The following is an 11,543-nucleotide window of genomic DNA, read 5'->3' on the forward strand; positions in this document are numbered from 1 at the left end:
TGTTTCGTTCTATTAATTAGAACAAATGCGTCTCAACTATCATCATCTGCGCTATTTCCAGGAGGTCGCCCAGGAAGGCACGCTGACCCACGCGGCGGCGCGCCTGAACGTCTCGCAATCGGCGCTCTCCTCGCAGATCCGGCTTCTGGAAGAGCGGCTTGGGCATAAGCTCTTCGAGCGAACGGGGCGCAAGCTCGTGCTGACCGAAGCCGGACGCATCGCGCTCGATCACGCCGAGCGCATCTTCGACATGGGTGACGACCTGATCGCCATGCTCGCACAGACCGGCGATGTGGCACCGCCGCTGCGCGTGGGGGCGCTGTCGACGCTGTCGCGGAACTTCCAGCTGCAATTCCTGCGGCCGGTCCTCGGCGCGGCAGCGACCGAACTCGTGCTCACGTCGGGCAACAGCCAGACGTTGCTGACCGCGCTCGAGGATGTGGCGCTCGACGTGGTTCTTCTGACCGAATTGCCCCCGCGGGATCGCCTGCCCGGGCTCGTGGCGCATCGCCTCTCCGAGCAGCCCGTGGCGATCCACGGAACGGAGCGCCGCCTGCGGCACCCCGACCTCGCGACGCTTCTGTCCGAAGAGCCGGTGATCCTGCCCACGGAAAGCTCCATCCGGACCGGGTTCGACAGTCTCGTGGATCGGCTTGGCATCACCCCGCGCATCGCCGCGATCGTTGACGACATGGCGATGGTCCGGCTCTTGGCGCGGGACGATATCGGTCTCGCGATTACGCCTCCGGTCGTCCTCGCCGACGAATTGGCGCAAGGACTTCTGGTGCGCGCGCCCTTCGAGCTCGACATCGTTGAGAGCTTCTTCGCGGTGACGGCCAAACGGACTTTTCCGCATCCGCTTCTCGGTCGGCTGCTCTCACCGTCCAAGACATAACGCAAATTCGCACTTCAGGATTCGGAACCCCGCGTTTTCGCACATATCACGTCGCGATTTGCGGAGTTGGCTTGGCGATCTTGATCGTCAAGTCTTGGGCATCGCTTGTTCAGGAGAAACCGTCATGAGCTGGAACCCTGCCCTCGATCCCCATTGCCCGACCGGCGACGAAGTCGATGCGATCGAGACCGTTATCATCCCGCGCGCTCGCGATCTCGGCGGGTTCGAGGTGCGCCGCGCCCTACCGGCACCCCGCCGGCAGATGGTGGGCCCGTTCATCTTCTTCGACCAGATGGGACCGGCGGAGTTCCTTCCAACGCGCGGGCTCGACGTAAGACCGCACCCGCATATCGGTCTGGCAACCATCTCCTATCTCTACAGGGGCCGGATGCACCACCGCGACAGCCTCGGCACCGATGCCTGGATCGAGCCGGGCGCGGTCAACTGGATGGTCGCAGGCCACGGGATCACCCATTCCGAGCGCACCGACGATGCCACCCAGACAGAGACCATGCCCTTTTTCGGTATCCAGACCTGGGTGGCGCTGCCGAAGGATCACGAGGATCGCGCGCCGGAATTCGAACATGCCCCGGCGGATGCGCTGCCTGTGCTCGACGGCGAAGGCAAACGTGTGCGGCTGATCCTCGGCTCGGCCTGGGGCGAACGCGCGCCGGTGAACACCGCGTCCGAGATGTTCTATGTGGATGCACGGCTTGAGCCCGGCGCGGCGATCCCGCTGCCAGAGGATCACGAGGACCGCGGTGTCTACGTGGTGGAAGGCGCGGTGACCGTCGCGGGGGAAACCTTTGAGGCAGGACGCATGATGGTTTTCCGGCCCGGCGACCGCGTGTCGCTGCGCGCGGGGCCGCAAGGCGCGCGGATCATGCTTCTGGGAGGCGAGACGCTCGAAGGATCACGCTATATCTGGTGGAACTTCGTTGCGTCTTCGAAAGAGCGGATCGAGGAGGCCAAAGAGGCCTGGCGCGCGGGCGACTGGCAGAATGGGCGCTTCCATCTTCCGCCGGGCGACGATGCGGAGTTCATCCCGCTCCCCGAAAAGTAACGGGTGTGGAGCGCGCCGTGGCAGCGCGCCCCACACTCGGTCGGCTCAGTTCTGAAGCGACCAAAGATAGGCGAGAAGGTCGCGGCGATCCGCCTCGTCGCGGAGGCCCGGATAGCTCATCTTCGTGCCGGGCGCGTAGTCGCGCGGATTGGTGAGCCAAGCGTCCATCGCTTCGGGCGTCCATTGCTCGCCCTGCAGATCCTGCAAGGCGGAGCTGTAATTGTAGCCCTCAATGGACGCGATATCGCGGCCGATCGAGTTCACGAGGTGCGGGCCGACACGGTTCTGTTCCTGGTCGGCGACATGGCAGGCGCGGCACTGGTTCCAGGTCTGGCTGCCGGCTTCGGCATCACCATCGAGAAAAGCCATCTGCGCCTCGGGCCACGCACCATCGGACGCACCGCCCTCCGAGCTTGCTTCGGTGCTGTCCTCCGCCTCAACCTCGGACGCCGCGTCGTCGCTGGACGAGGCATCGGCGGTTTCGGTGTCCTCAGTGGCAGCCTCGCCTTCATCCGCGGCAGCCGCATCGGTATCCTCGGACGCGGACGGCTCCTCTGCGGCGGCCGTCTCGGTTTCTTGGGCAGGCGCGTCCGCTTCGTCCGCAGCAGCTGTCTCGGTCTCCTCGGCAGGCGCGTCCGCCTCATCCGAAGCAGCTGTCTCGGTCTCCTCGGCAGGCGTTTCCGCTTCGTCCGCAGCAGCTGTCTCGGTCCCCTCGGCAGGCGCGTCCGCCTCATCCGCAGCAGCCGTCTCGGTCTCTTCAGCAGGCGCACCCGCTTCGTCCGCAGCAGCTGTCTCGGTCTCCTCGGCAGGCGCATCCGCTTCATCCGAAGCAGCTGTCTCGGTCTCCTCGGGCGCAGCCTCCTGCTCGGTGTCGGGTTCTTGCGCCACCTCATCCGTCTCGGCAGAGGCCGTCTCGACCGCCGCGTTCCGGCTTCCCTCATCCGCCATCTGCGGATCGGGCACGACGAGCGCAAACCAGGCTGCCGCCAAGACCAGCGCACCACCGAAGACGCAGATCGCGCCGAAGACGCCCTGATCGAAGTTATCCATATCCTTGAACATGATCTCGTTCTCCCTGTCCTGTCTCCGTCCGATCTGTATCGCGCGGGCGAAGAGAAAAGACCCGCTCTCGACCTTTTGCGCGGCGGCGTTGCGCCCGGCACCGGACGCCGCTTGGGAACGAAGCTGCACCGCGCGGTCTTTACACGCAAGCGCACCGCACCAGTTCTCTGCGTTACCGCGCGATCCTGCCCGCCAAGACAATGCCCGCCGCCCGGAGATCGGGCCGTGGACACCGGAGACACAGATGAAGCTCAACCTCCTCGCCATCGCAATCGCTGCAAGCCCGACCGTTCTGGGCGCGCAGGATCTCGTGACCCGGAACCGCGTCGGCCTGCCGGATGCTCCGAACACGCTGACGTTCCGGCTGACGGCCTACGATCTTTATTCAACGGATCAGGACACGAAGGCGGCCTTCGAAGAGCTTTTCAGCGAGTTCATCGAGGCGCGCCCCGACTGGAAAATCGAAACGCAGCTCCAGACCGGAAATATCGGCCAGGAACAGGCGCGGCTTCTGCAGCAGGTGCGCGCGGGGCGCGGTCCCGATTGCGCGATGATCGACAGCTCGCAGCTGGCCGTCTTCAAGAATGCCGGTGTCCTGCAACCGATGAACGCGGTTTTCTCCGAGGAGGAGGTTGCCGACCTTTTTCCGTATGTGCGCGATGCCATCACCGATGAGGGCGGCAACGTTCTGGCCTGGTGGTGGTTCACCGATCTGCGCGTCCTCTACCGCGACACTTCGGTGGTGCCCGACGCGCCGCAGACTTGGGACGAGGTTCAGGTGGCCGCGGAGGCCGCCGTCGAAGAGGGCAAGGAAGGCATTCTTTTCAATGGCGGGCGCTGGGAAGGCACCGCTTTCGACTGGCTCGCCAATTACTGGGCGCAAGGCGGCACGCTTGTGGACGAGAACGGCGCACCCGTCTTCGCCGAAGGTGAGAACCGCCAGAAGTTCCTTGATGCCGTGGCCTATTATCAGCGTCTCGTGGAGGCCGGTGCGGCGCCCCAGCGGGTGACCTCGATCACAGATTACGATGCGTTCAACGCCGCCGCGGCGGCAGGCACGGCGGCAATGTTCGTCGGCGGCAACTGGCAATACGGTCAGTTGCGAAACACGCTGCCGGAAGAGGATTTCGCCGATTGGGCGGTCTCGGAACTACCTGGCCCCACGGCTGACCAGCGCGCCACGGGCACAGGCGGCTGGAGCATTGCCGCGTTGTCCGACGATCCCGAAAAGGCGGAGCTCTGCGGCGAGATCGTGAAGGAGATCTATGCCGGTCCCGGCAATGCCTACCAGGGTCTCTTGCCGACATCGGAAGCCATCTACGAGCGCTACGACGCGTATGACGGCCCCGAATTCGAGCTATTCGCCGAGGCGCTGCAGAACGGCGTGGCCCGGCCCGGCGCGGAGATCTACCCGGAGATTTCCAACCAGATCCAGATCCTGATCGGCGATGTCCTGTCCGGCTCCGCCTCCCCCGAAGAGGCGCTCGAGGCCGCGGCGTCCGCGGTTCAGGCGGCTTACGAGCGGCAGTGACGGCAACGTCGGAGCGCGCACCGGGCCAGGTGCATCCCGCGCCCTGGCTCGTGCCGGCGGTGCTTGTCCTTGCGGCCTTCTACGCCGTGCCGGTCTTCGATGTGGCACGCCTTGCGTTCAGTGACGCGAGCCTCGTCGATCCCGCGACCGAGGTATCGACTGCAGCCTTTCGCGCTGTCCTGAGCAATCCGGCGCTTCCCGGCGTCGTCGCCACGACGCTCCTCTTCGTCGTCGTGAATGTCGTTGCGCTTCAGATCCTCGGTCTTGCCATCGCGCTCCTCATCGCGCGGGGCGAGCGGCGCGAACTGCCCGGCATGGCGGCCTTCCGGACGTTGGTTTTGGCAGCATGGGTGGTCCCCGGCATCGCCAACGGGCTTATCTGGCAGATCCTCTTCGACGAGGCCCCATACGGCACGCTGAACTCCATTCTGGGCGGTCTCGGGCTCGGCCCGGTCGCTTGGCTCTCCGATCCGCAGATGGCGCTCGTCTCCGCCGTGATCGCCAACCTGTGGCAGGGCACCGCCTTTTCGATGATCGTGCTTTATGCCGCGCGGCGCGGCATCGATCCGACACTCTACGAGGTCGCCGCACTCGATGGCGCGGGGCCCTGGCGGACGTTTCGCGCGATCACGCTGCCGCTTCTGCGCCGGGCCATCGCGGTGAACACGGTGCTGGTATCCGTCCAGACGCTCAACACCTTCGACTCGATCCTCGCACTGACTGGCGGCGGGCCGGGGCGGGCAACGGAAGTCTTGGCGCTCTTCACGTTCAACACCGTCTTCTACAACCTCGACCTCGCTGCGGGCTGCGTTCTCGCGCTTTTGCTCTTCGCGCTCGGCATGGCGTTTACCCTGCTGATCGGCTGGCTCAATCGAGGAGCGAGCGAGACATGAGCGCCGCCCGAACCGCAGATATCCTGACCTATGTGGCTCTGATCGCTCTCGGCGTGTTCTTCGCCGTGCCTTTCGCCTGGCTCATCAGCCTCGCGCTACGCACGCCCGCCGAGGTCTATCTCGGCGCGGCGCGCTTCATTCCGTCCGAGCCGACTCTCGCGAATTTCGCCACGATCCTCTCCGATCCGGCGTTTCTCATCTACCTCTGGAACGGGCTGAAACTGTCCGCCGCGGGCGGCGGGCTGGCGGTCGCGCTGGCAATCCCGGCGGCCTATGCGTGCTCCCGCATCGATTTTCGCGGACGCGGCGCGGTGATGGTGTCGCTGCTGGCGGTGCAGATGATCTCGCCCCTGGTGATCCTCGTGCCGCTTTATCGATGGATGAATGCGCTCGACCTTCTGAACCGGGATATCTCGGTGATCGCGATTTACGGCGCGCTGGGTATGCCGCTCGCGGTGTGGCTTCTGAAGGTCGCTTTCGATGCGATCCCGCGCGAGCTTGAGGAAGCGGCAGAGATCGACGGCGCGTCGCGGGTCGATATCCTGATGCGGATCACGCTGCCGCTTGCGCGCCCCGGGATCGCCTCCGCCTTCATCCTCGCGATGGTGATGAACTGGTCGCAATTCCTGATCCCCTTCGTGCTTCTGGAGCGGGACGCCGACTGGCCGATCTCGGTGGCGATCTTCAACTTCGCAGGCTCGGTGAGCGCCTCGACCACCCAGCTGCTCGCCGCCGCTTGCCTCGTGGCGGTGTTGCCGGCGGTCACGATCTTCGTGCTTCTGCAACGTATGATCGTCTCCGCATTGATCGCGGGCGCAGTGAAAGGCTGACGCGCTTGCCGCGATATGAACCCTTGCGGAATTCGAAACATCTTATAATCTGCATAAATGATTATACGTCGCAGAACCTTCCTGGGCTCGGGGCTTGCCTTTGCCTCGCTCGCCTCCACCGCGCTCCTGCCAACCCGCGCCGTCTCCGAAATGTCTCTGGGGGACGCGCGCCTTCGCACTGTTTCGGATGGCAACCTCATCCTGCCCGAAAGCTTCGTGATCGGCGATCTGCCCGAAGACGAGGCGGTGCCCATCGTCAAAGCTGCGGGATACGCCCCTGACAATCTCGAAGCGCCTTGCAACCTTGCGCTTTGGGAGGACGGCGATGCCCGTGTCCTCTTCGATGCAGGCTCTGGCAGCGGCTTCATGCCGTCGGCGGGCGAGATCGTCGGCAACCTCGAAGCCCTCGGCCTCGCGCCGGACGACATCACGCATGTCATCTTCACGCATGGCCATCCCGACCACCTGTGGGGGGCACTCGACGATTTCGACGAGCCGCTTTTTCTGAACGCGCAGCATTACATGGGCGCGGAAGAGCATGCCTATTGGTCCGACCCGGCCACGCTCGACACGATCGGCGCCGCGCGGCAGAGCTTTGCCGCCGGTGCGGCGCGCAGGCTCGAGGTTCTGGGCGACGGCCTGACACTCGCGGGCGCGGGCGACGAGATCCTGCCGGGTCTGTCGATGGTCTCCCTTCCCGGCCACACGCCGGGTCACATGGGCGCGCGGATCGTAAGTGGCGGAGAGAGTGTTCTCATCGTCGGTGACGCGATCGGGAACGCGCATCTGGCACTCGCGCGCCCGGGATGGCCGAGCCCCGCCGATCAAGACCCCGATCAGGGGATCGCGACCCGCATCTCGCTGCTGGAGGACCTGGCCGCGAGCGGCGAGACGATGGTCGGCTTCCATCTGCCCGATGGCGGCATCGGCCGCATCGAAGCCGCGGCGGCCGGCTACAGCTTCCGCGCCCTCTGAAAGTTATTCGGCCGCCTGCGGCACCCGCGCGAGCTGACACTGGCTCCAGAGCTCTCCGAGCGCAGCCAGCAGCTTGGCGACATCCGTGCCCGAATGCACCGGCGAGGGCGTGATCCTAAGACGCTCGGTCCCTTTGGGCACGGTGGGATAATTGATCGGCTGGATGTAGATCCCGTGGCGAGACATCAGAACATCAGACAGATAGCGGCATTTGACGGGATCGCCGACCATGACCGGGATGATGTGACTGGGGTTGTCGAGATGGGGGATGCCCAGCCGGTCGAGCCCTGCACGCACCTGTGAAACACGCGCCTTTTGCGCCGCACGCTCCGACTGGGACATCTTGAGATGCCGGACACTGGCGAGCGCCCCCGATGCGACGGCGGGTGGCAGAGCCGTGGTGAAGATGAAGCCGCTCGCGAAAGACCGGATGAAGTCGACCAGCGCCGCGGAGGCGGCGATATAGCCCCCCATAACGCCGAACGCCTTGCCGAGCGTTCCTTCGATCACGGTCAGGCGATCCATGAGGCCCCGCTCTTCGGCGACCCCGCCGCCGCGCGGGCCGTACAATCCGACCGCATGAACCTCGTCGAGATAGGTCATGGCACCGTAGCGATCCGCAAGATCGCAGATCTCCGCGATCGGGGCGATATCCCCATCCATAGAATAGACGCTCTCGAAGGCGATAAGCTTGGGCGTCTCCGCCGGCAGCGCCGCGAGATGCGCTTCGAGATCGGCGAGATCGTTGTGTCGCCAGATCACCTTCCGCGCACCGGAATGGCGAATGCCCTCTATCATGGAGGCATGGTTGAGCGCATCCGACAGGATCACCAGGCCCGGAATGCGCGCGCCGAGCGTTCCAAGGGTCGCCCAATTCGAGACATACCCGCTCGTGAACAGGAGCGCCGCCTCCTTGTCGTGAAGCCCCGCGAGTTCCGCCTCTAGTTCGACATGGGCGCGCGTGGTTCCAGAGATATTGCGCGTCCCGCCCGCCCCGGCCCCGACCTCGTCCACGGCACGATGCATGGCATAGAGCACATCCGGGTGCTGCCCCATGCCGAGATAGTCGTTGGAGCACCAGACGGTCACGTCACGGCTCGTGCCCTCGCAGCGCTCGAGGGCCCGAGGGAACTGTCCGCAGCGGCGTTCGAGATCGGCGAAGCGGCGGTAGTTTCCCTCCTCGCGAAGACGGGTCAGCGCGTCCGAGAAGAAGCGGTCGGGGTGAAACGTCATGTGCCGCCGGCCTCGGCCACGATCTCGGAAAGAAGGTCCTCGACGGCCTGCATCGGGCCGTCCGGGTAGTCGCGATGCATGATCTGCACGACCCCGTCGCGGTCGGTGACGGCAATGCCGTAAGGGCAGTGCACGATGTTCATCGGGTCGGCTTCCATGACCTGTCGGCTGATTACGGCCGAGCAGAAGATGAAGATGTCCGCCTCGGTGAAAAGCATCTCCTCCGAGCCGACATCCTCGCCCGTGCGGTTCAGCATCTCGCCAACATGGCTGGTATAGTCGATCACCAGCCCTTTGTTCACGATGGCATTCTCCACCGCGAAACTGGCATCGCCGAAACTGCCCTCGAAATCATACGTGATCGCCTCCTGCGCGAAGGCTGGCGCGGCCATGAATGCGGCGGCGATGATAGATGATCTGAACATGTCGCTCCCCCCTTGGAATTCAGGTCTGCGCCGGGCGAACGGGCCGCCCGGCGCGTCGGCCTCAGCCGAACATGTCGCTGGTGATGGCCGCATACCAACCGACGCTCTCTTGGTAGGTCTGCGCGCGCGTGGCCTCGTCCTCGCCGGTCTCCGAGATGAAACCGCCGGTGCTGGCGATCTTCTCCTCGGTCGCCTCGTAGGAGGCACCGACCTTCACACCGTCCTCGGGCGCGATGAGCGACCAGCAGGTGTTGGAGAACTTCGCCGGGAAGACGCGGCTGTCGGTCAAAGCGCCAAGCACGGCATTGGCACAGACCTTGGCCTGGCTGTTGGCCGAGAAGCCGGATTTCGGCATGTCGCCCTGCGCGGCGGCGTCCCCGAGAACATGGATCGCCTCGTCCATCTTGGACGACATGTCGGCCGCGTTGACCGGGGCCCAGTCGCCCTCGGTGATGCCGGCCGCGTGCGCGATCTCGCCCGCCTTCTGAGCCGGAATGACGTTGCAGACATCGACCTGCTCCACGACGCCGTCGATATCGAGTGTCATCTCGGAGGGGTTCACCGATACGTTCTCGCCGCCGAAATCAGGACCGATCCGCTCGATCATGCCGCCGTAATGCTTCTGCCAGCCCTCCTCGAAAAGCGCCTGCTTGGAGAAATTGGCCTTGGGATCGACGATCAGGATCTTCGCCGTCGGATTTATCTCTTTCAGGGTATGCGCCACCATCGAGACCCGCTCATAAGGTCCGGGCGGGCAGCGATAGGGATTGGGCGGCGCGACCATTGCAAAGCGGCCGCCTTCCGGCATCGCAAGGATCTGAGCCTTCAGAAGCTCTGTTTGCGAGCCGCCCTTGTAGGCATGGGGCATGGCGCTCTGCGCCGAGACGTCCCAGCCCGGAACCGCGCCATCCTTGAAGTCGATGCCCGGCGACAGGATCAGCCGGTCGTAGGGCACGGTGGCTCCGCTTGCCAGCGCCACGGTCTTGGCGTCTCGGTCTACGCCCACGGCCCAGTCATGCACGACATTGATGCCGTAGTCGGCGGCAAGCGTGCCGTAGCCGTGGCCGAGGCCATCCATGTCCCGGACACCGCCAAGATAGAGGTTCGAGAAGAAACAGGTGTAGTATTGCCGCGTCGGCTCGATCAGGGTGACGTTCACAGCACCCCCTGAATCCTTGGCAATGTAGCGCGCGGCGGTCGCCCCGCCCGCACCGCCACCGACGACGACGACACGCGGCGCGCCCTGTGCCATGACCATCGGAGCGGCCAGAACGGCGCTTCCGGCGGCGAGACCGCTCAGAACGGTCCGTCTGTTGAGTTTCATGTTGTCTCCTCCCGGTGTTGTGCGGGCCCTTATTCGACCTCGCTGAAATACTTGGCGAGCGCGGCGATCTCCTCTTCGCCGAGCCGCTTCGCAATCGTCTCCATCACTTGATGCTGCCGCTCGCCGATCCGGTAATCCACGAGCGCGCCGACGATATAGCTTTCGGGCAGCATGTGGATCTGAGGGATCGCGCCCTGAGGGTTCGGCGAATGGCAGGCGGTGCATTCGGAGGCGAGGTAGGCCCCGTAATCCGCATCGGCCTCGATCGCCATGATCTCGGCGATCTCCGGATGCACGAGGCTTTGATCGGCCAGCACAATCTGCGCGCTGGTTACCGCGCCGGAGCAGAGTGCCGTGAAGACACCGCCCCTCATTCCGGGCTCTCGGACTGGATGTAGGCGGTGACCGCCGCGATCTCGTCCTCGCTCCGCAGGCCGGCAAACGACATCTTGGTGCCCTGGTAGGTCTCGCGCGGGTTGGCGAGAAACTCGGCCAGATGCTCCTCGGTCCAGATGACGCCGTCCTCACCAGCCGATTGCATCGCGCCGGAGTAGGAAAAACCATCGACGCCCGCGACCGTCCGGCCGATCAGGCCGTTCAGCTCAGGACCGACACGGTTTTGCGCGTCCGGGCCGACCTGGTGGCAGGCCTGACATTTGCGGAAGACCTTCGCGCCTTCCTCGACCAGCGCCGGATCGACGGCGGCGACCTCCTCGGCGGCCGATGCGGGTTCTTCGGCAGCAGGTTCCGCCGCAGCTTCTTCCTCGGCCGGAGCCTCGGGTTCGACGGCGCTTTCCTGCATCGACGCGCCACCGCCGCCTTCAAGATCGATGCCGCCGCCATCGCTGTCCGGCGTCACGTCGAGGACGCGGGCGCGCATGACGATCTCCACGCTGTCCTTGCAATTCTCCATGCAGACCTCGCCCGAGAAACGATCAAGCTCCGTGTCGGCGCGATCGTCCATGTAGAAGTTGCCCGCATTTGGCATCTCGATCTCACCGAAACTGTCCCGCGACAGGACGAAATCGTCTTCCACGACCTCGTTGAGATAGAGGATATAGGCAGTGATCGCGTAAACATCGTCATCGCTCAGCGATTGCGCGTTGCCGAAGGGCATCGCCCGGTGGACGTAATCGAAGACGGTCGAGGCATAGGGCCAGTAAGAGCCCACGGTCTTGACCGGATCCTCGGCATCGAGCGTGCCGAAGCCCATGGAGTGAGAACGGCGGTGGAAAAGTCGGCCACGGGAGCGGCGGGATGAGCCTGCTGCGGGCGGCGTAAAAGTCGGCCACCTTTGCCCTTTCTGGTGACA

Annotated in this window: 12 protein-coding genes; 6 read left to right on the plus strand and 6 right to left on the minus strand. The window is 64.8% G+C overall.

Features of this window, described 5'->3' with window-relative positions; genetic code table 11:
* Nucleotides 1–25: 25 nt before the first annotated feature.
* Nucleotides 26–895, plus strand: a complete 870-nt coding sequence (locus tag BM171_RS04895) for a LysR family transcriptional regulator (RefSeq protein ID WP_093009698.1) — start codon at nucleotides 26–28, stop codon at nucleotides 893–895.
* Between the two features lie 124 nt (nucleotides 896–1,019).
* Nucleotides 1,020–1,958 (plus strand): pirin family protein, encoded by a 939-nt coding sequence (locus tag BM171_RS04900; protein ID WP_093009699.1) that lies wholly within the window; start codon nucleotides 1,020–1,022, stop codon nucleotides 1,956–1,958.
* A 45-nt stretch (nucleotides 1,959–2,003) separates the two neighbouring features.
* Here BM171_RS04900 and BM171_RS18865 read toward each other — a convergent pair whose 3' ends face one another.
* Nucleotides 2,004–3,149, minus strand: coding sequence for a c-type cytochrome (locus tag BM171_RS18865; RefSeq protein WP_175497491.1), 1,146 nt, complete (start codon nucleotides 3,147–3,149; stop codon nucleotides 2,004–2,006).
* 115 nt (nucleotides 3,150–3,264) lie between these two features.
* Here BM171_RS18865 and BM171_RS04915 point away from each other — a divergent pair, with 115 nt between their 5' ends.
* Genes BM171_RS04915 through BM171_RS04930 form a run of 4 tightly spaced genes read left to right on the plus strand, consistent with a single transcriptional unit; the run spans nucleotide 3,265 to nucleotide 7,249 of the window.
* Nucleotides 3,265–4,551 (plus strand): extracellular solute-binding protein, encoded by a 1,287-nt coding sequence (locus BM171_RS04915; protein WP_093009701.1) that lies wholly within the window; start codon nucleotides 3,265–3,267, stop codon nucleotides 4,549–4,551.
* Nucleotides 4,548–5,444 carry a carbohydrate ABC transporter permease gene (locus BM171_RS04920; protein WP_245760184.1) on the plus strand — a complete coding sequence of 299 codons (897 nt, stop codon included), beginning with the start codon at nucleotides 4,548–4,550 and terminating at the stop codon, nucleotides 5,442–5,444. Before BM171_RS04915 ends, BM171_RS04920 begins: the two co-directional genes overlap by 4 nt.
* Entirely contained in the window at nucleotides 5,441–6,274 is an 834-nt protein-coding gene (locus BM171_RS04925; RefSeq protein WP_093009702.1) for a carbohydrate ABC transporter permease, read from the plus strand. Before BM171_RS04920 ends, BM171_RS04925 begins: the two co-directional genes overlap by 4 nt.
* A 57-nt stretch (nucleotides 6,275–6,331) precedes the next feature.
* Entirely contained in the window at nucleotides 6,332–7,249 is a 918-nt protein-coding gene (locus BM171_RS04930) for an MBL fold metallo-hydrolase (RefSeq protein WP_093009703.1), read from the plus strand.
* Nucleotides 7,250–7,252: 3 nt separating this feature from the next.
* On the opposite strand, the gene hemA is transcribed toward BM171_RS04930, so the two are convergent.
* The 5 genes from hemA to BM171_RS04955 form a co-directional block, all read right to left on the minus strand.
* Nucleotides 7,253–8,482, minus strand: coding sequence for a 5-aminolevulinate synthase (gene hemA, locus BM171_RS04935; protein ID WP_093009704.1), 1,230 nt, complete (start codon nucleotides 8,480–8,482; stop codon nucleotides 7,253–7,255).
* On the minus strand, nucleotides 8,479–8,907 hold the full coding sequence (locus tag BM171_RS04940; protein ID WP_093009705.1) for a DUF302 domain-containing protein: 429 nt from the start codon (nucleotides 8,905–8,907) through the stop codon (nucleotides 8,479–8,481). Before BM171_RS04940 ends, hemA begins: the two co-directional genes overlap by 4 nt.
* 61 nt (nucleotides 8,908–8,968) lie before the next feature.
* Nucleotides 8,969–10,231 (minus strand): NAD(P)/FAD-dependent oxidoreductase, encoded by a 1,263-nt coding sequence (locus BM171_RS04945; protein WP_093009706.1) that lies wholly within the window; start codon nucleotides 10,229–10,231, stop codon nucleotides 8,969–8,971.
* Between the two features lie 29 nt (nucleotides 10,232–10,260).
* On the minus strand, nucleotides 10,261–10,605 hold the full coding sequence (locus BM171_RS04950) for a c-type cytochrome (RefSeq protein ID WP_093009707.1): 345 nt from the start codon (nucleotides 10,603–10,605) through the stop codon (nucleotides 10,261–10,263).
* Nucleotides 10,602–11,444 carry a c-type cytochrome gene (locus BM171_RS04955; protein ID WP_093009708.1) on the minus strand — a complete coding sequence of 281 codons (843 nt, stop codon included), beginning with the start codon at nucleotides 11,442–11,444 and terminating at the stop codon, nucleotides 10,602–10,604. Before BM171_RS04955 ends, BM171_RS04950 begins: the two co-directional genes overlap by 4 nt.
* Nucleotides 11,445–11,543: the final 99 nt, after the last annotated feature.

The sequence above is a fragment of the Roseivivax halotolerans genome (genome assembly GCF_900115815.1).
GTDB classification, from domain to species: Bacteria; Pseudomonadota; Alphaproteobacteria; order Rhodobacterales; family Rhodobacteraceae; genus Roseivivax; species Roseivivax halotolerans.